Below are 20628 nucleotides of genomic sequence, written 5' to 3' on the forward strand. Positions count from 1 at the left end.
AATTCTTCGTTTATTGTACACTAAAAAAGGGAATATTTCATCCCTTTACTCTTTACCTTATGAACGAATTCCCAAAGCGATACGAGCATAACGACTCATCTTATCAACAGACCAGGCTGGGTACCATACCAATTTCACCTCAGTTTCAGTTACCTCTGGGACTGTTTTCGTAACATCATGAATTTGATCTGTCAATAAATCTGCTAACGGACATCCCATAGTCGTTAAAGTCATATCAATTTCAGTTCGACCGTTATCTTCAAAGCGAATCTCATAAATTAACCCAAGGTTAACAATATCTATTCCCAATTCAGGATCGATAACCATCTCCAAAGCTTCTAGGATACGATCTTTTATTTTTCCAACTTCTTCTTCGCTATATTGCTTTACTTCTGACATTATAATACCTCTCTGAAAATATTAATACCGTCTTTAAGATAACTCCTTTGCAAATCATTTTATTAGAAACTAAACTTCCTATTCTAAAAACGATTATCGAGAAGCAATCAATCTTCCATGAAATCTTTAAGTTGCTTGCTACGACTAGGATGGCGAAGTTTTCTAAGGGCTTTAGCTTCAATCTGACGAATGCGCTCACGAGTAACATTAAATACTTTACCTACGTCCTCTAACGTACGCATTTTACCATCGTCAAGACCAAAGCGTAAACGAAGAACATTCTCTTCACGGTCAGTAAGAGTATCTAAAACCTCATCTAATTGCTCACGAAGAACAACACGTGTAGTATAATCTACTGGATTTTCAATAACTTCGTCTTCAATGAAATCACCCAAATGGCTATCATCTTCCTCACCGATTGGCGTTTCTAGCGATACCGGCTCTTGAGCAATTTTTAGGATTTCGCGTACTTTATCTGGTGTCATATCCATGCGTTCTGCGATTTGCTCAGGAGTTGGATCTTGACCAAGTTCTTGAAGAAGATTACGTTGTTCACGGACCAATTTATTAATCGTTTCAACCATATGAACAGGAATACGAATCGTACGTGCTTGATCTGCAATTGCACGTGTTATAGCTTGACGAATCCACCATGTTGCATAAGTTGAAAATTTGAATCCCTTTGAATAATCAAATTTATCAACAGCTTTCATGAGTCCCATGTTACCCTCTTGAATTAAATCAAGAAATTGCATTCCACGTCCAACATAACGTTTTGCAATTGAGACAACAAGACGAAGGTTTGCTTCAGCTAAACGTTGTTTAGCCATTAAATCTCCCTCAGCAACCGCAACAGCCAATTCTTTTTCTTCTTCATTCGTTAAAAGAGGAACAACACCAATTTCCTTCAAGTACATACGTACTGGGTCATTGACTTTAGCAGAATTACTTCCTATGAGCTCTTCATCAGTCAATTCTTCAGGTTTTGGCCCTTCTACCACATACTTTGTTGAAGGATTGCCTTCTTTATCTGTGATTGAAATGCCACCGTCTGTCAATCGTTCTAACAAATCATCAATTTGATCTGCATCTAAAACAAAAGGAATAACAAGTTTTTCTGTTACCTCATCATCAATTGCAGTACCTTGTTTTTTATGATTGCGAATAAAATCCGCAACTTGAACATTAAAAGTTGTATTTCCTTTTTTCTCTGCCATAGGTTCCTCATTCCATATTTCTTTTTTGAGCAATTAAATTTTCTAATGCAGCCAAGGCTCCTTCTTGATCACCTTGATTACTAGATTGTCTAATTAACTGGCTTTGTTTTCTTAAATCACGTTCTTTCAATAAACGGTCACGTGCCTTTTCGACGGCTTCAATCTCTCCAATAGATACTTCTACAGGTAATTGTTCCTCTAAAATCATATAATAAGTACGGTTAACTTTGTCACTTTCTTGTGATAAATCATAAGACGTGATCTCACCACTTTCTTTTAGCAACTCATATAAAACTTGTATTTCTGTTGTATCAAAATAAAAATTATCCCTATTACGGAATTCATTTAACAGGTAGGGATGATTCAACAATCGATGAAACAATTGCATTTCTGTTTTAGTGATAGCTGATAACTTACCTGTCTGTGGTAATTGTACTGTAGCACTTGTTTGTACTGAAGATGAAGCTTGCTGTTGACTTCTATGATGCAATCGTTCGTTATTAACCGATTGTTCTACTTGAAAATAATCAAAATCTGGCAAGAGTTCAGCCACTTTTGTAATATATGAATTTTGTGCTGTTATCGATGGAGATTTAGCAATTAATTTCGCTATTTTTTCAACATAAGCAATTTCAGATTGTAAATTATCGGTGTTTTCAGGCTTTAAGTAGTGGATATAAAACTCTGTATTACTGATGCGCCCTTTTTCTAAGAGTTGTTTAAAATCTTCTGCTGAATTTGCTTGTAGAAATTCATCAGGGTCCATTTTATTAGGTATCCTAACGATATCAACAGTCATATCTGATAGCAGTTCTAAAGACTTATCAATTGCGTTTTGACCAGCTCTATCACCATCATAAGTCAGAACAACTTTCTTAGTAAATCTCTTAAGATGTCTAACGTGTTCATTGGTTAAAGCGGTCCCCATAGAAGCAACAACATTCTCAATTCCTGCACGATAAGCTGCAATAACATCCATAAAGCCTTCCATTAGGTAAACTTCATGTGCTTTATTAATTACAGCACGCGCTTTATCTAAATGGTAAAGCTCGTAAGACTTATTAAAAATAGGGGTGGCACGAGAATTTTTATATTTAGCTTGTTTTCTATCAATGTCCTCTTGGGTCCAAACTCGTCCTGAAAACGCAATGACTTCACCGATATCATTAGTCAACGGAAACATAATTCTATTATTAAATGAATCGTAAAACTGATTGCTATTTTCTGAATAATTGAACAAACCAGAAGACATCACAGTTTTTTCATCAAACTCTTTTGCCAGACGACGATATAGAAAATCCTGCCCTCCCGGCGATAATCCTATTTGAAAATGTTTAATTAAGTCCTCTGTCACTCCGCGCTCGGCAAGGTATTGTCTAGCGCGTTCACCATCATTAGTTGTCATTAAATAGGCATGGTAAAATCCCGAAGCAACTCTATGAATATCTAAAAGCGACTGATTAGCTTTAGGTTTTTTAGGAACTTGCCCCTTAAAATTAGTATCTAGAGGTATTCCTGAACGTTCAGCTAGAACTTGTACACTATCTAAAAAACTAATATGTTGGTAATCTTCCACAAATTTAAAGACATCACCAGAGCGACCACAACCAAAACAATGAAAAAACTGCCTATCTTCGATAACATTAAAAGATGGCGTTTTTTCTTTATGAAATGGGCACAAACCAAGATGATTGCGTCCTGTTTTTGTCAAACCGACAACTTCACCGATGACATCAACAATGTTAACACTGTTCTTGATTTCAGAAATTTTTTCTTTATCAATTGCCAAGTCATGACCTCCACAGAAATAACCCATTATAGTTTTACATTTGATTATATCATTTTTTCTTTTCTGTGTAAATTTTTTCAAAAGCTTTTTCAAGGATTTCTTCTTCACTGATTTAATATAAAAATTTACAGATAATTTGAAACCTATTACTTGGATTTCTCAAAAGAAATCTGCTATAATGAACGTGAATTAAATAATATTAAGGAGCTTGTTCACATGATTAAAGAACTAAAAGAATTTTTATTTAAGGGTAATGTTTTAGACCTTGCTGTTGCTGTTATTTTAGGTGCAGCTTTTAATGCTATCATCACTTCACTTGTTAAAGACGTTATTACACCGCTTATCCTTAATCCTGTATTAAAAGCTGCTGGCGTTTCAAATATTGCACAGCTTTCATGGAATGGTGTTGCTTACGGTAATTTCTTAAGTGCAGTTATTAATTTCTTAATCGTTGGTACTACTTTATTCTTCATCGTTAAAGCTGCTAACAAGGTTATGGCTAAGAAACCTGCTGAAGAAGAAATTATTGAAGTTGTTGAACCAACACAAGAGCAATTACTTGCTGAAATCCGCGACTTACTCGCTAACAAATAATAAAAGACTCGGATTACCGAGTTTTTTATTAACTTATAGTTATAATATATGAAAAAAACAGCTCAATTCTGAACTGTTTTTTCATATTCTATCTAATTAGAATTTTTTACGTTTGCGAGCTGCTTCTGATTTACGTTTACGTTTTACAGAAGGTTTTTCGTAGAATTCACGTTTACGTGATTCTTGAAGAGTACCAGCTTTAGTCACAGAACGTTTGAAACGACGAAGTGCATCGTCAAGTGATTCGTTTTTACGTACTACTGTTTTTGACATATGTTTCACCTCCTCAAGATATTGTAACATTTTCACGTTCACTTACTAGGATACCCAAATAAAAGCAGATTGTCAATATTTTTATGATACTTTCTCTGGGTTATTATTTCCCTATACGTAATTTCAATTTTTCCACAAAAAGGTATGCCGCTGGACAAGTAAGAGTATTTTTTATCGTTAAGTTATTAATTTGATAGATTTTCTTACGATCAGTATGTGGAAATTCACGACAAGCTTTAGGTCTGACATCGTATATACTACATAAGTTATCATCGCCTAAAAACGGACAAGGCATCGCTTTAAATACTTTATCTCCATCTTCATCTACTTCTAAAAATAAATCTTCAAAAGCCGATAACTTCATCCGGAAATGTTTAGAAATCCTAGAAATATCAGCTTCTGTAAATAGAGGACCCAAAGTTTTACAACAATTAGCACATGCTGTACAATCAATTTCTTGAAAAACCTCTTGATGTATCTGTTGGACTATTTTATCTAAGTTTTTAGGAGCTTTCTTTTTTAAACTTGCTAAAAATTTACGATGCTCGCCTTGTTTTTGGAGTGCCAAATCTTTATATTTTTCAATATTAATTGAACCCTGAACCATATATTCCTCTGCCTTTATGCTATTATTCTTAGTCAAGCCATATTATACATCCAAAAAAGCCTATGACTAGGCTTTTTAATATTATTCAACTTGATTGCCAGTTAATTTAGCCGCATCTGAAATATAAACTTTATATTTATCTTCTTTTTCAAGTCTCTTTATCACTTTGTTAACAGTCTTCAACATTTTTCCACTGTCTTTAGGTAAAGCTACAGCCTTAGCATCTCCTTCTCCTGTTTTAAGGGCAAACTTAGCAAGAACAAGGTCTGGATTCTGGGCCAAGTAACCTTCAGCTACGGGTTTTTCTAAATCAACAGCTTCTACCTTGCCTGATTTTAACTCACTAATCGCTTCTCCCATCGCTGTCAGTGACACGACGTGAGAATTTTTGAATGATTTCTTAGAAACTCCCTCTTCGATACTTCCTTTTTGTACTGCTATTTTTTTACCTTTAAGGCTTTCGATTGAAGTATATTTTCCTAAATCAGACTTCCTAACAAGAACCGCATTTTCTGTAGTGTAATAAGGTTTTGAAAAATCATAGACTTTAGCACGCTCTTTAGTATATGATAATCCAGAAATAGCCATATCAGCCTTACCTGTTTGTAAACTTGATAAAACATTGTCAAAACTCATAGGAGATACCTCTAGTTTGACATGAAGCTCATCAGCAATAGCTTGAGCTAACTCAATATCTGCACCGACAACTTTATCTTTCCCATTAACAAGCGCTTTAAACTCAAAGGGAGCATAATCTGGACTCACTGCTAAAACTAACTTCCCTTTTTTCTCAACTTTATCTTGTAGTTGTTTGTCTGATGAACCACACGCCACCAAAGTAACGACAGATAAAAGAGATAAAATTCCTAATATTATTTTTTTTGACATAAACTATCTTCCTTTTATTATGATAGGAACAAGTATAAATCATCTTTATACATAAGTCAAGTTTTTTTGAATAAAAATTCAGTAAATTACACTAATAACTATGCTTGCTGTTAGACGATTTTTAATAACAACTATAACTAATTAAAACAATCACCTTTTAAAAGTACTCCAATTCTTAAAAAATGCTAACTACCATTAATAATCAACTAACTTTCAGAACCTTGTACAATTGCTGTCTAGTAAGAAAATGATAATAATTCGATTTAGTCACTCTCCTTGCTAAAATAATAAATAAGGTTGAGATGTACATCTCAACCTTATTTATTATTTTCTAAAAATCGCTTTAGATATGATATAGGTCATTATAATTGACAAAAGAATTGTGGTAGCTAATGCTAACAGTTGAACTGGCATATGTGATAATTTAAAGAGACCAACTCCTAAACTTCCCAACAATCCCCCAATACCATTCATTCCAAAGGAGGAAACGACATCATCAATGGCAAAAGCTTTCGCAACGTAATCCGTTACAAAGTAGGTGAAGAGGGATGCAAAGAATGTTACAGCTAATAATTGCCAAGTTAAGAGATACCCAACTCCTGCTGTACTCGTCACAAGACCAACAATAATGCCATTCAATAAGCTTCCTGTTTTCTCTTCCTCACCATTCCACTTAGCAGCCAACGTCCACGCTAAACCACCACCTATAATAGCAAATATAGTATTTAAAAGTATCATAATGGCTTGTGAATTCCACTCACCAACTGGACCCATATTAAATCCAAACCAACCAAATGTAATAAGTATCATTCCTAAAAAGAGATTATCATTTTTAACCTTATTGTGCTGATGTTCACTCTTGCCAATAACATGAGCTAAAATATACGAAGAAAGTCCTGCAGATAAATGAACGACCATTCCGCCTGAAAAATCAAGTACTCCCATCTTTGCAAAAACACCCTCTGAATTCCAAATTAAATAAGCTAAGGGCGTATACACCAAGAAAAGCCAAGAAACAACAGCTAATAAAAGTCGCTTCGTCTGAACTCTATCAATAATTGACCCAATAAGCATTACTACTGCGTAAAGGGCGAAACAAAGTTGAAATAAACAATTTACAATTTGTTTACCATCTGCTTCTTGGAATTGAAAGACAGTTTTAAAATGACCTTCAAATCCTAAAAAATAGGCACCCATGAACCAAGCTATTGTCGTTATCAAAACAGTAAGTACAAACTGATAAATAATCCTTGAAGTCAATGATTGATGTAGCGACCCAAAGTAATAGAATGCAACCCCAAAAATCATGAGCCACATCGATAAAATACATAATAGTAAAAACACAAATAGTCCTTTCTTTACAAACACTCTTTTATTTGTTAAACTGTATTATTGTTAACTGGTTAAGTATTTTATCTTACACATTTATTTTTGTCAAGGAGAAGACATGAAACATTATCAAACCATAATTATAGGTGCAGGCGCTGCAGGAATCGGTTTTGGTTCTGCCATGCAACGATTAGGACTTACAAATTTTCTTATCATTGAAAAAGGGCACATTGGAGAATCTTTTTTAAGATGGCCCAGAACAACACAATTTATCACACCTTCCTTCACTACCAATGGCTTTGGTTTTCCAGATCTAAACGCTGTTATTCCAGATACTTCTCCTGCTTTCTCATTTGAAAAAGAACATCTTTCTGGAGTGGAATATGCACGCTACTTACAATTAGTTGCTGCTCATTATAATCTCCCTATCCAAAACGAAACATCTGTTCTATCTATTGATAAACGAGATAGCCTTTTTGTTATTAAAACTTCAAAGGGAGATTTTTCTGCTGATTATCTTATTATGGCAACAGGAGAATTTCAAAATCCAAATACCATTGATATTAAAGGTGCAGATCTAGGAATGCACTATGGTCAAGTTGATAATTTCCATATCAAATCTGACAATCCATTTATCATCATTGGTGGAAACGAAAGTGCTTGTGATGCACTAACACATCTAGTATATTTGGGAAATCAAGTCGAATTATATACAGATACGTTTGGTCGTAAAGAGAGCAATCCCGATCCAAGCATCTCTTTATCCCCCATAACTAAAGAACGTTTAAAACATATACAAGACCACAAAAAAGAATATTATAGTATCTCTGAAGGCAAGAAAGCCATTGAGATTAAACAAATTGGAAAACAATATCAAGTTACTTTTGATGACGGTAGTACTGCGGAGTCTTTCCATAAACCTATTCTTTCCACAGGTTTTCTAAATACCTGTCATCTCATTGACGGAATCGCTTTATTTGAATACGATAAAAATCAGTTGCCAATAGTTACTGAAGATGACGAATCTACTATCGTTAATAACTGTTTCTTAATTGGTCCAAGCTTACGACAAAGAGATACTATTTTCTGCTATATTTATAAATTCAGACAGCGCTTTGTCCCTGTTATTAATCATATCGCACAACGAGAAGGGATTATATTAGACGAAGATACCCTTGAATTCTTTAAAGAAAATCAAATGTACCTTGATAACCTAGCTTGTTGCGATGTCAATTGTGATTGCTAAAAAATCGCTAGCTTTATTGCTAGCGATTTTTTAATATTAAACATTTGCTACTTGAGGTAAGGATTCTCCAATAGCTTCTAAACGTTCTGCCCATTCTTGACGTGATAAACCATTTTCTTGCACATAGCGATTACGTTCATGTGCACGACATTCAGGCGAGCACCCTCGAACATACTTCGCTTCGTTTTCTTCTGAAGCAAAAATTTGTTTGTTACAAAACGGATTTGCACAATTGACATAACGTTCACAAGGTGTTCCATCAAAATAATCTTTACTAATGACAGTTGGATTAACATGATTAATTGGCACCGAGATACGATCATCAAAAACATACATCGCACCATCCCAAAGTTCACCTTGAACTTCCGGATCTTTTCCATATGTTGCAATACCACCGTGTAATTGTCCAACATCTTTAAAACCTTCTCGAACCATCCAACCCGAGAATTTCTCACAACGAACACCACCAGTACAGTACACAACAACACGTTTTTCCATAAACTTATCTTTGTTGTCACGTACCCATTGTGGTAACTCACGGAAATTGCGAATATCAGGACGAATTGCTCCACGGAAGTGACCTAAGTCATACTCATAATCATTACGTGTATCTAAAACAACAGTATCTTCATCAAGCAAGGCTTCTTTAAATTGTTTAGGATTTAAATACTCACCTGTTGTTTCCAAAGGATTAATATCACTATCAAAGTTATTGTCTTCTAACCCAAGGTGTACGATCTCTTTCTTATAACGAACAAACATTTTACGGAAAGCTTGTTGATTTTCCTCGTCAATCTTGAACCAAAGATCAGCAAAACGCTCATCGCTGTGGACCCAATCCATATACTTCTGAGTTGTTTCATAATCTCCAGAAACAGTTCCATTAATCCCCTCATCCGCAATCAAAATACGACCTTTAAGTCCAATAGATTTACAAAATTCTAGATGTTTCGCAGCGTACTCTTCCGCATTTTCAATTGAAACATATTTATAATAGAGTAAAACTCTGATTTTTTCTGACATTTTTTCTCCTCATCTGCAAAATAAGTTAGTATACTTCATTATATAACGACTCCTTACAACATAGCAAAAAATACGCTTAGGACATATTCTTTGCTTTAAAGACAAATTATTCTTCTTAAGAACACACATATGTTAAAATAGTAAAAGACTAGGAGGACTTTTATGACTTATGAATTATGTCTAGAATACGGTACTTATCCACTTAGACCTGTAGATGCTTGGGCTGATGAAATCAATACTGCACCTGCGTTTATTACTGAAGATAAAAAACTTTTAGAACTTTTAGAAGAAGTCAATACCTTATTCCATGAGCTCTTTTTAACGATAGAATGTTCCTTCCACTATATTGGTCATGACTTCCCAGAAAAAAGAGCAAAAATCACACAAATTTATCATGTGATTATCGAACATTTAAGCATACACTACCCTGAATATGACATTAAAATTGAATCACTATTAATGGGGTAGTTTTATTTTAACTAGGTAGAAACTATCTATTAAAAACAATCGATATCACTAATTACTTCAACAAATAGATTATCTAAAACAAAAAAGGTCTCTTTCAAGAGGCCTTTTTTCATAACTACTATTAAATATTAAATGATACTTTTACCAAATAATATCACCAATACTCTAGACTCTTATCTCTTGAAAGCAAGGTACAGACAATAGCCGCAAATCCAGAAATAGCAAATATTATAAATGCTACTCCCCAACCAAAGTGGTCAATAATAATACCAATAGCTAGAGTAGCGATCGTTGCTCCTCCGACATAACTAAATGTGCCAGTCAATCCTGAAGCTGCTCCAGCTGCTGCTTTTGGAACTAACTCCATAGCATACAGGCCAACCATCATAACAGGACCGTAGATTGATGCACCCAAACCTAGTAAAATAATGAAGTCTAATGCCATATATTGAGGTCCTGCTGGAATAAACCAATAGGCAGCTAGTAATAAGATTGCTACAACTAAGAAGGCTACATTGGTTAAAGGTTTAGAGTTTTTAAACACTTTGGCAGATAGATATCCTGCTGTTAGCATCCCAATAATACCACCTATTTCAAAAAGTGAAAAACCACCCATACCAGCTGTTGCAGTAATACCTTTTCCACCATCTTGCACACTCGTCGCTAAAAACTTAGGAGTCCATGAGACAATACCGTAACGTAAAATATATACAAATATTGAATACAAGGATGCCCACATCAGCTTAGTATTTGGTAGAATATATTTTTTTATAATTTCGCCCATACCCAAAACTTCAGGCTCTTCTAAAATGTCACTTGAATCCACAACATTAGTATATTGCTCTTTATGATACTCTTCTATAGGCGGAAGTCCGATAGATTCTGGAGTATCTTCTTGTAAAAAGTAAACAAGAACAGCCAAAAGACAAGCCACCACCCCTGGAAACCAATAAGCAGCACGCGCTTGATTAAGAGAATCATTACCAGCAAGAGCTAGACCTACACCAGTTAAAATCGGCGCTATTGCTCCACCAAAATTGTGAGATAAATTCCAAATAGTGGCATATTTAATTCTTTCTTTATTATCATACCAATAGACTAATGTACGCGCTCCAGGAGGGTATCCCATCCCTTGTAACCAACCATTAATAAGATACATGATAGTAAAGAGCCAGATACTAGTAATTACAGATGGAATAACACCGATTAACACATTAACTAATCCTGTAAGAAACAAACCAACTGGAAGGAAAATTTTAGAATTCGATTCATCTGAAATCAAACCAGAAATAAATTTAGAGAGACCATAAGCAATGTAGCTAGCACAGGTAATAATACCAATCTCAGTAGCAGACATATTAAGGATACCAGATAAAATTGAAGTCGTATTACGAACAAAATAGTATCCCATATAACCTACAAAAATAGAAATAAGGACTTGTACACGATAACGAGGATATTTATGCTTAATTTCCTCAGCTGATAAACGTTCTCTTTTCTGAGGGGGTGCAAATAGTTTTTTCAACATAGCAAATTACCTTTCCGATTTTTAGATGTGTTTAATTATACAACTATGAATTCACACTGTCAATTAATTAATAATTTATTTTTTATCATTTTATCTTATTTTTTTAAATGTGGATAATACTCTTCAAAGTGTGGAAAATACTATATTACAAAGCTTTTATCTGATTTTTCTGTATTTTGAAATCAAATTATATTTTTTAATTTTAGTTTATATTTCAAAAATTAAAACACCCTACAACCAAGTATCACAGGGTGCATATTTTTATATTGTAGAGAATATAAATACTCATACAATTAAATATTTAGAATAAGTTCTGCTCAGTTCTATTTTTAAAGTCTACGGACAAAAATAAATACTTATAGTGTTATTAGACAACAAAAAAGTAAGGTTGAAAACCTTACTTTTAGGGACTTTTTAATTTGAATGCCAAATATCTTGATTATATTGTTCGATTGTACGATCTGATGAGAAGAACCCTGCTTTAGCAATATTGTGTATAACTTTCTTATTCCATGATTCATAATCTTCATAATCAGCAAGCACTTGTTCTTTAACAGCAATGTATTCTTTCAAATCAATCAATGTCATGAACCAATCTTTACCTACTAATTCATCATGCAATCTCTTTAGTCGTTCTGCATTACCGAGTGACACTATATCATCACTAATGATAAAATCAACAGCTTCACGAATTACTTTGTCTTTATCATAGTAATCTTTTGAACGATAACCAGATGTTTCATAAAGATTAATGATAGTGTCAGAGTCTTTACCAAATGTGTAGATGTTCTCTTTGCCGGCTAATTCAGCTATCTCAACATTTGCCCCATCCATAGTACCAAGAGTAAGAGCACCATTCAACATAAATTTCATGTTACCTGTACCAGATGCTTCTTTGGAAGCCAATGAAATTTGTTCCGAAATATCTGTTGCAGGGATTAACTTTTCCGCTACTGTCACATTGTAATTTTCTACTAAATGGACATTAAGGTATTTATTAACTTCTGGATCATTATTAATTAATTCTGATAAGCAGAGAATTAAGTGAATGATATCCTGTGCAATAGTATAGGCTGGAGCAGCTTTACCACCAAAAATAACTGTTAATTTACGTGATGGGAAATGCCCACGTTTAATTTCTAAGTATTTATGAATAACATATAAAGCATTCATTTGTTGGCGCTTATATTCGTGGAATCGTTTGATTTGTGTATCAATAATTGAGTATTCATCCAATTCAATACCTTTATTTTCCTTAAGGTAACGTTTAAGAGCCAGTTTGTTTTTAAATTTAATAGCAGCTAATTTATCGTGAACTTCATTGCTATCAGCATAAGTTAACAATTTTTCGAGCTGAGTCGCATCAGTAAGATAGCTATCCCCAATTAGTTCTTTCAAGTAATCTGCTAAATCTTGGTTAGCAAACTCCAACCAGCGACGGAATGTAATACCGTTTGTCTTATTGTTAAACTTATCTGGGTAAATATCATAGAAAACCTTTAATTCACTATTTTTAAGGATTTCTGTATGCAATGCTGCTACACCATTAACGCTTGTTGAGAAGTGGATATCCATATGCGCCATGTGAACACGTCCAGCTTCATCAATAATTTGAACCTCTGGATTTGTTTGCTCTTCACGAATCATTTGATCTAATTTTTTAATGATTGTTACTAGGTGCGGTACTACTTCATTAAGATACTCTAAAGGCCATTTTTCAAGAGCTTCTGCAAGAATGGTATGGTTTGTATAGCCAACCATATTGCGAACAACTGACACAGCTTCGTCAAATTCAAAACCATGCTTTTCTGTCAATAAACGAATTAACTCAGGGATGACCATAGATGGGTGAGTGTCATTAATTTGAACATAAGCATATTCAGCTAAATCATGAAGGTTTGAACCACGCTCAATCGCTTCATCAATTAATAATTGAGCAGCATTTGAGACCATGAAATATTGCTGATAGATACGTAATAATTCTCCATTTTTATCTGAATCATCTGGATACAAGAACAAGGTTAAATTCTTCTTGATTTCTGTCTTATCAAAAGTGATACCTTTTTCAATAAGGTTATAATCAAGTCCATCAATATCAAAAAGGTTCAAATAATTTTTAGTATCTTTCTTATAACCTAATACATCAATTCTATCTAGGCGTGATTTTAAAGTAAAGTCACGGAAAGGAACATCATAAGAAATATCTGTTGGTACTAACCAAGAATTATTCTCAATCCAGTAGTTAGCTTCTGCTTCTTGTTGATTGTTGCGAAATACTTGTTTGAAAAGCCCACAGTGATAGTTTAAACCAACACCTTCTCCATTAATACCTAAAGAAGAAATCGAGTCAATAAAACATGATGCTAAACGCCCTAAACCACCATTACCAAGTGATGGTTCTGGCTCTACATCTTCTATTTCAGCAATTGATTTACCTACAAGTTCTAACTCTTTTTTGACATCTTTATAAATCCCTAAGTTAATCAAATTATTTGAAAGTAATTTACCAATTAGAAACTCAGCTGAAATATAGTATACCTTACGTTGAGAGCTATTTTTTGATTTAGCGGCAGCTTCTTCTTTTACAAAATTTAACAATTCAACGTAAATCTCTTCATTTGTTAATTCTGATAATACTTTTCCTTGTTGTCCAACGTAAGTTGTAAAATTTCTTGTCATGATAATATTCCTTATTTATTCCCTCTATTATAAATAGTTGTAATCTCTTTTAAGAATGCTTTGCGATTTTCTGTTAAGTCTTCTTTTCTCATACGCCATTGCCAGTTACCTCCAACGGTATTTGGCATGTTCATACGGCTATCTGCAGGTTTATCTAGTAGATCTTGCATACATGTAATCGTTGTTTGACTAACGGTTGCATACAAGGTACGTAGTACAGTCTCAGTAATGGGCTCATTTGGCAAACGACGCATGTAATTTTCTGCATAAGCTTTCTGTTCGACTGTAAGATTTTCAAACCAGCCATTAATAACTTCGTTATCATGAGTTCCAGCATATGCAATTGTATTTTCTGTGTAGTTATGAGGAATATCAATACTATTTCCTGTTGTATCATAAAAACCGAATTCCATGATTTTCATACCTGGGAACCCTGTTCCAGCCAGTAATCTCTCTGCTCTCTCATCAATATAGCCTAAATTCTCAGCAATAATAGGTAAATCACCTAATTTTTCTTTGATAGTTGCAAATAATTCTGGACCGGGAGCTGGTTGCCATGAGCCATCATTAGCTGTTTGATAATCTCCTCGAATTTCCCAATAATCTGAAAAACCTTTAAAATGATCAATACGCAAATAGTCATACATCTTAACACCAGATTGAATACGATAAATCCACCAGTCAAAATCTGACTCTTTGTGGTAATCCCAATTGTAAATAGGATTGCCCCAAAGCTGACCATCGTCAGAAAAATCATCCGCTGGTACACCAGCAATAGCAAGTGGTTGTTTGTCGCGATCTAATTTAAACAGTTCAGGCATTGTCCAAACTTCTACACTATCGGCAGAAACGTAGATTGGCATATCACCGATAATCTGAATCCCTTTATCATTAGCATATTCTTTTAACTCAAACCATTGTTTGTAAAAGAAATATTGCGTTACTTCATGATATTTTATCACTTCACTAAGCTTTTGACGATATCCTGCTAAGGCTTCTTCTTCGCGGCGTATAATAGCCTTGTCATCCCATTCTTGAAGCGCCTTATTACCAAAATGTTCTTTGATCGCCATAAATTCAGCAAAATCAGTTACCCATTTTTCTTCTTGCAAGAAATCAGATAGCATTCTCGTTGCTCTCTCTTCTTGCAAGAAGTTTTTAACTGCTTTTTCTAAAACTGGACGGCGTTTTTCAAACAGACCAGCATAATCAACAACTTCTGGATCCTGTCCAAAACTAATATTTTGGTAGTCATCTTTCGAAATAAAACCTTCAAGCGTTAGCAAATCAAAATCAATTAAATGTGTATTACCAGCTACTGCAGAAAAAGACTGGTAAGGAGAGTCCCCGAAGCTTGTTGTTGTTAAGGGTAGAATTTGCCAAAATTTTTGATCAGTTTCGACCAAAAAATCAACAAAAGCGTAGGCTTCTCGTCCAAATGTTCCAATACCTAAATCACCTGGTAGAGAAGTGATGTGCATTAAGACACCACTTGCACGTTTTTTCATATTGATTCTCCTTTTCGATTACTTACTTTACTTCTCCATCTTAACGCAAGCGATTGCATAAGTCAAGCATAATTTTAAAAAACTTCTATCGAAAATTGATAGAAGTCTTTATATCATAGCTTAATTATTATTTTTTAGAAATATCTCGGACACTTTCACGCTCTTCTAAAGTAAAAGGCACAATAATAGTCTCACTAAAGACTTTGTCTGGAGATTTAATAATATCAATCAGACGACGAACGCTTGTCCTTCCTAGATTATTAACATTAATATCAAATGTGCTTAGGTAAGGATGAATCAGATGTGAGAAGAGAGAATTATTAAAGGTCATGATAGAAATGTCATCTGGAACTTTTAATTTATAGAAAGAAAGAAATTGCATTACTCTAACAGAGACAGTATCACCAATAACAATTAAAGCAGTTGTCTCTTCTTCTTTGACTCTATTTATAAATTCCTCTAAAACCTGCGGATTGCCTCTGTCAAATAAAAGAGCTGGCTTTTGGTTTAAACCTAACTTTCTAGCACCTTTAAAATACCCTAAATAGCGTTCTTCTGATACTTCTGAATTTAAATCATCTGTAACAAACTGGATGCTTTTATGTCCTTTTTTATAGAGATAATCAATAGCAGATTTCCCCATCAGTTGATTGTCATTATCAATATAAGTAATCTCATTTTCATAGCCATTAGCAGCACCAACAACCACAAAGGGCAGTTTATATTTTAATAAATACTCTCTGATAGGATCTTTTTGATCCGAATAGAGAACAATAAAACCATCCACTCGTTTTTGTAGATGCATTAATTTTACTTGTTCTAACAACTCCTCAGAAGACATACTTGTTGCAATAGAAACTGTAAATCCATGCTCTTTTGCTTCATTAGTTAACGTAGAAAGAATCTCCATGAAAAAGGGTTCACTTAAGCGGTCTGGTAAAACAAGTGGAGGAAAAATAACTCCAATATTTTGCGTTAAACCACTAGCCAACATTTGTGCTGCAACATTAGGAACATAGCCCAGCTCTTCCATAGCTTTTTTCACGCGCTCTTTCGTCTTACTTGAAATAGATGCATTATCTTTTAGTACACGACTTACTGTCGATGGATTAACACCAGCTTTGGCAGCAACATCTTTTATAGTTACCATCCTACGACCTCTTCATTCTAATCATTTTATACCTTTTGGTATAGTCCTTTACCTATTATACTCTAATCTAAGAAAAAAACAAACGTTTGCCTTCTCTACAAATGTAATACTCTCACTAAAATAATCTTCTCATTTAGTATTAATTGATATTATTTTTTTATTTTTCTTATTTTTTTTAAAAAAAGACTTGACTTTTTTTGCAAACGGTTGCATAATATAGGTGTAATTAAAATATTCTCTAGGAGGAGAACCAAAATGGAAAAAAATACTTGGAAAAAATTACTTGTTAGTACTGCTGCTCTTTCAGTAGTTGCAGGAGGAGCAATTGCTGCTACTCACTCTAACTCAGTTGATGCTGCTTCAAAAACAACTATCAAACTTTGGGTCCCAACAGATTCAAAAGCGTCTTATAAAGCAATTGTTAAAAAATTCGAGAAGGAAAACAAAGGCGTTACTGTAAAAATGATTGAGTCTAATGACTCCAAAGCTCAAGAAAACGTTAAAAAAGACCCAAGCAAGGCAGCCGATGTATTCTCACTTCCACATGACCAACTTGGTCAATTAGTAGAATCTGGTGTTATCCAAGAAATTCCAGAGCAATACTCAAAAGAAATTGCTAAAAACGACACTAAACAATCACTTACTGGTGCACAATATAAAGGGAAAACTTATGCATTCCCATTTGGTATTGAATCTCAAGTTCTTTATTATAATAAAACAAAGTTAACTGCTGACGACGTTAAATCATACGAAACAATTACAAGCAAAGGGAAATTCGGTCAACAGCTTAAAGCAGCTAACTCATATGTAACAGGTCCTCTTTTCCTTTCTGTAGGCGACACTTTATTTGGTAAATCTGGTGAAGATGCTAAAGGCACTAACTGGGGTAATGAAGCAGGTGTTTCTGTCCTTAAATGGATTGCAGATCAAAAGAAAAATGATGGTTTTGTCAACTTGACAGCTGAAAATACAATGTCTAAATTTGGCGATGGTTCTGTTCATGCTTTTGAAAGTGGACCATGGGATTACGACGCTGCTAAAAAAGCTGTCGGTGAAGATAAAATCGGTGTTGCTGTTTACCCAACAATGAAAATCGGTGACAAAGAAGTTCAACAAAAAGCATTCTTGGGCGTTAAACTTTATGCCGTTAACCAAGCACCTGCTGGTTCAAACACTAAACGAATCTCAGCTAGCTACAAACTCGCTGCATATCTAACTAATGCTGAAAGTCAAAAAATTCAATTCGAAAAACGTCATATCGTTCCTGCTAACTCATCAATTCAATCTTCTGATAGCGTCCAAAAAGATGAACTTGCAAAAGCAGTTATCGAAATGGGTAGCTCAGATAAATATACAACGGTTATGCCTAAGTTGAGTCAAATGTCAACATTCTGGACAGAAAGTGCTGCTATTCTTAGCGATACTTACAGTGGTAAAATCAAATCTAGCGATTACCTTAAACGTCTAAAACAATTCGATAAAGACATCGCTAAAACAAAATAGTACGTCTAGAGTAATGAGATGAGGTGAGTACTCTTCCTTTCAATTGAGAGTGCTTCCCATCTCTTATTTTGTAAAATAACAATTAAAGGAGACCATTATGAATAAAAAACTGATCTCACTTGATGGTATGTCCCTAAAAGAGGTCTTTCAAAAAGGTGATTTAGCAACTAAACTATCATTCTTAATTATGGGACTTGCTAACCTCAAAAATAAACAAATTGTCAAGGGACTTTTATTTTTAATCAGTGAAATTCTGTTTTTAATTACCTTTGTTTACCAAGTTATCCCAGCTGTAAAAGGTCTTATTTCCTTAGGGACCCAAGAACAAGGTATGACAACTAAAACTGTGGATGGTATTAAAATCCAAGTTGCGACACAAGGTGATAACTCTATGTTAATGCTAATTTTTGGATTAGCTTCGCTTATCTTCTGTTGCGTATTTGCCTATATTTACTGGTCAAACATTAAAAGCGCAGCACATTTATTGACCTTGAAAGAAGAAGGAAGAGAAATTCCATCCTTCAAAAAAGATATTAAAAGCTTGACAGATGGACGCTTCCATATGACTTTAATGTCTATTCCTTTAATAGGGGTGCTTCTATTTACAATCCTTCCGTTAGTTTATATGATTTGTTTGGCATTTACTAACTATGATCATAACCACTTACCGCCAAAAAGTTTATTTGACTGGGTTGGTTTTGCTAACTTCGGTAATATCTTTAGCGGGCGTATGGCCAGTACTTTCTTCCCTGTTCTATCTTGGACATTAATTTGGGCTGTTTTCGCTACTGTAACGAATTTCTTCTTTGGTATTATTCTTGCCTTACTAATTAATACAAAAGGTTTGAAATTCAAAAAGATGTGGCGTACTATTTTTGTTATTACCATGGCTGTCCCTCAATTTATCTCTCTCTTAATCATGAGAAACCTCTTAAGTGACGCTGGACCGGTTAACGCCTTGTTAATAAAATGGGGACTTATTTCTTCAGCACATCCCCTTCCATTCCTTTCTGATCCGGTCTGGGCGAAATTCTCAATCATCTTTGTTAATATGTGGGTTGGTATTCCTGTAACAATGCTTGTTGCTACTGGTATCATCATGAATTTACCTGCAGAACAAATTGAAGCTGCTGAAATTGATGGGGCAAATAAGTTCCAAGTCTTTCAATCAATTACTTTCCCACAAATTTTGTTGATTATGACTCCTACTTTAATTCAACAATTTATCGGAAATATTAACAACTTCAACGTTATCTACCTACTCACTCAAGGTGGACCAACAAACTCAACATACTACCAAGCAGGTAGCACCGATTTACTTGTCACTTGGCTATACAATTTGACAGTAACTGCTGCAGATTATAACTTAGCATCTGTTGTTGGTATCTTAATCTTTATTCTTTCAGCAGTATTTAGTTTACTAGCTTACACAAGAACAAATTCTTACAAGGAAGGGGCAGCTAAATAATGAATAAGAAAAAACGTCTTAACCTTACTTTTGTTTATATTTTATTGATAGTACTATCAATTATGTGGCTCTTTCCCATTGTTTGGGTCGTTCTCACAAGCTTCCGTGGTGAAGGAAGTGCCTTTGTCAACTACTTTATTCCTAAAACTTGGACATTAGACAACTACGCTAAACTCTTCACCCAAAACACATTCCCATTTGGTCAATGGTTCTTAAATACATTATTTGTCGCTACATGTACTTGTATACTATCAACTTTAATCACTGTAGCAATGGCTTATTCTCTCAGCAGAATCAAATTCAAACACCGTAATGGTTTCCTAAAACTAGCTTTAGTCTTGAATATGTTTCCTGGGTTCATGTCAATGATTGCAGTTTACTACATCCTAAAAGCTCTAAATCTAGACCAAACATTAACCGCTTTAATATTTGTCTATTCTGCAGGAGCAGCATTAACCTTCTACATCGCAAAAGGTTTCTTTGATACTATTCCATACTCTTTGGATGAGTCTGCTATGATTGATGGGGCGACCCGTTTGGATATTTTCCTTAAAATCACCCTACCATTGTCAAAACCCATTATCGTTTATACTGCATTAATCGCTTTTATGGGGCCTTGGATGGACTTCATCTTTGCAAAAGTTATTTTAGGTGATGCTACGAGCAAGTACACAGTCGCTATTGGTCTCTTTTCAATGTTGCAACAAGATACCATCAACCAGTGGTTCATGTCATTCACAGCAGGATCTGTTATTATTGCAATTCCAATCACAATACTTTTCATGTTCATGCAAAAATACTATGTTGAAGGTATTACAGGTGGGTCTGTAAAATAATCTTCAGATAATTTAAAGACACGATATTTTTATTTCACTGTGGTTTCTTTTCTAAAAAAGGCTTGGGTTCTATTGAATTCAAGCCTTTTTCTAAGCTAGATAGTTAAAAAACTTGGTTTACCA

The 20628-nt window shown here is 34.4% G+C and carries 18 protein-coding genes; 6 read left to right on the forward strand and 12 right to left on the reverse strand.

The features are described from left to right. Positions 1 to 57: 57 nt before the first annotated feature. From QOR44_RS07020 to dnaG, 3 genes are all read right to left on the reverse strand, one after another. A complete protein-coding gene (locus tag QOR44_RS07020; protein ID WP_000005643.1) occupies positions 58 to 399 on the reverse strand; it encodes a metal-sulfur cluster assembly factor in 342 nt (113 codons plus the stop codon). Between the two features lie 107 nt (positions 400 to 506). Next, a complete protein-coding gene (rpoD, locus tag QOR44_RS07025) occupies positions 507 to 1616 on the reverse strand; it encodes an RNA polymerase sigma factor RpoD (protein WP_000818341.1) in 1110 nt (369 codons plus the stop codon). A 7-nt stretch (positions 1617 to 1623) separates the two neighbouring features. After that, positions 1624 to 3432 carry a DNA primase gene (gene dnaG, locus QOR44_RS07030; RefSeq protein ID WP_079263395.1) on the reverse strand — a complete coding sequence of 603 codons (1809 nt, stop codon included), beginning with the start codon at positions 3430 to 3432 and terminating at the stop codon, positions 1624 to 1626. A gap of 189 nt (positions 3433 to 3621) precedes the next feature. On the opposite strand from dnaG, the gene mscL reads away from it, so the two are divergent. Continuing rightward, complete coding sequence (gene mscL, locus QOR44_RS07035; RefSeq protein ID WP_000588846.1) at positions 3622 to 3999, forward strand: large conductance mechanosensitive channel protein MscL; 378 nt, start codon at positions 3622 to 3624, stop codon at positions 3997 to 3999. Between the two features lie 96 nt (positions 4000 to 4095). Here the strand turns inward: mscL and rpsU are convergent, their stop codons facing one another. The 4 genes from rpsU to QOR44_RS07055 all read right to left on the reverse strand — a co-directional run bounded on the left by rpsU (position 4096) and on the right by QOR44_RS07055 (position 7111). Beyond that, positions 4096 to 4272: a 30S ribosomal protein S21 gene (gene rpsU, locus QOR44_RS07040; RefSeq protein ID WP_000048058.1), complete on the reverse strand. Its 177-nt coding sequence runs from the start codon at positions 4270 to 4272 to the stop codon at positions 4096 to 4098. A 103-nt stretch (positions 4273 to 4375) separates the two neighbouring features. Continuing rightward, positions 4376 to 4879, reverse strand: coding sequence for a YkgJ family cysteine cluster protein (locus QOR44_RS07045; RefSeq protein ID WP_000249813.1), 504 nt, complete (start codon positions 4877 to 4879; stop codon positions 4376 to 4378). A gap of 81 nt (positions 4880 to 4960) precedes the next feature. After that, positions 4961 to 5767: a transporter substrate-binding domain-containing protein gene (locus QOR44_RS07050; protein ID WP_000037656.1), complete on the reverse strand. Its 807-nt coding sequence runs from the start codon at positions 5765 to 5767 to the stop codon at positions 4961 to 4963. Between the two features lie 324 nt (positions 5768 to 6091). Continuing rightward, a complete protein-coding gene (locus QOR44_RS07055) occupies positions 6092 to 7111 on the reverse strand; it encodes an ammonium transporter (RefSeq protein ID WP_161508535.1) in 1020 nt (339 codons plus the stop codon). A 103-nt stretch (positions 7112 to 7214) separates the two neighbouring features. Between QOR44_RS07055 and QOR44_RS07060 the strand changes: the two genes are divergently transcribed. After that, positions 7215 to 8342, forward strand: a complete 1128-nt coding sequence (locus QOR44_RS07060) for an NAD(P)/FAD-dependent oxidoreductase (RefSeq protein ID WP_000683740.1) — start codon at positions 7215 to 7217, stop codon at positions 8340 to 8342. A 36-nt stretch (positions 8343 to 8378) separates the two neighbouring features. Here QOR44_RS07060 and trhO read toward each other — a convergent pair whose 3' ends face one another. Continuing rightward, the gene (gene trhO / locus QOR44_RS07065; RefSeq protein ID WP_001290916.1) at positions 8379 to 9365 is read right to left on the reverse strand and encodes an oxygen-dependent tRNA uridine(34) hydroxylase TrhO; all 987 of its coding nucleotides are present in this window, start codon (positions 9363 to 9365) and stop codon (positions 8379 to 8381) included. A 162-nt stretch (positions 9366 to 9527) separates the two neighbouring features. On the opposite strand from trhO, the gene QOR44_RS07070 reads away from it, so the two are divergent. Further along, positions 9528 to 9833 carry a hypothetical protein gene (locus QOR44_RS07070; RefSeq protein WP_000220571.1) on the forward strand — a complete coding sequence of 102 codons (306 nt, stop codon included), beginning with the start codon at positions 9528 to 9530 and terminating at the stop codon, positions 9831 to 9833. Positions 9834 to 9987: 154 nt separating this feature from the next. On the opposite strand, the gene QOR44_RS07075 is transcribed toward QOR44_RS07070, so the two are convergent. The 4 genes from QOR44_RS07075 to QOR44_RS07090 form a co-directional block, all read right to left on the reverse strand. After that, positions 9988 to 11361, reverse strand: coding sequence for an MFS transporter (locus tag QOR44_RS07075; RefSeq protein ID WP_000914220.1), 1374 nt, complete (start codon positions 11359 to 11361; stop codon positions 9988 to 9990). Between the two features lie 414 nt (positions 11362 to 11775). Continuing rightward, a complete protein-coding gene (gene glgP, locus QOR44_RS07080) occupies positions 11776 to 14040 on the reverse strand; it encodes a glycogen/starch/alpha-glucan family phosphorylase (protein WP_000197731.1) in 2265 nt (754 codons plus the stop codon). 11 nt (positions 14041 to 14051) lie between these two features. Further along, complete coding sequence (gene malQ, locus QOR44_RS07085) at positions 14052 to 15548, reverse strand: 4-alpha-glucanotransferase (protein WP_000745458.1); 1497 nt, start codon at positions 15546 to 15548, stop codon at positions 14052 to 14054. Between the two features lie 127 nt (positions 15549 to 15675). Next, the gene (locus tag QOR44_RS07090; protein WP_000256308.1) at positions 15676 to 16698 is read right to left on the reverse strand and encodes a LacI family DNA-binding transcriptional regulator; all 1023 of its coding nucleotides are present in this window, start codon (positions 16696 to 16698) and stop codon (positions 15676 to 15678) included. 255 nt (positions 16699 to 16953) lie between these two features. On the opposite strand from QOR44_RS07090, the gene QOR44_RS07095 reads away from it, so the two are divergent. From QOR44_RS07095 to QOR44_RS07105, 3 genes are all read left to right on the forward strand, one after another. Continuing rightward, entirely contained in the window at positions 16954 to 18201 is a 1248-nt protein-coding gene (locus QOR44_RS07095; RefSeq protein ID WP_000414616.1) for an extracellular solute-binding protein, read from the forward strand. 97 nt (positions 18202 to 18298) lie between these two features. After that, positions 18299 to 19669 carry a carbohydrate ABC transporter permease gene (locus QOR44_RS07100; protein WP_001035541.1) on the forward strand — a complete coding sequence of 457 codons (1371 nt, stop codon included), beginning with the start codon at positions 18299 to 18301 and terminating at the stop codon, positions 19667 to 19669. Further along, positions 19669 to 20505, forward strand: a complete 837-nt coding sequence (locus tag QOR44_RS07105) for a sugar ABC transporter permease (RefSeq protein WP_001035401.1) — start codon at positions 19669 to 19671, stop codon at positions 20503 to 20505. The genes QOR44_RS07100 and QOR44_RS07105 overlap by 1 nt, the downstream gene beginning before the upstream one ends. Positions 20506 to 20628 lie beyond the last annotated feature (123 nt).

The sequence above is a fragment of the Streptococcus agalactiae genome (genome assembly GCF_949788565.1).
Taxonomy (GTDB): domain Bacteria; phylum Bacillota; class Bacilli; order Lactobacillales; family Streptococcaceae; genus Streptococcus; species Streptococcus agalactiae.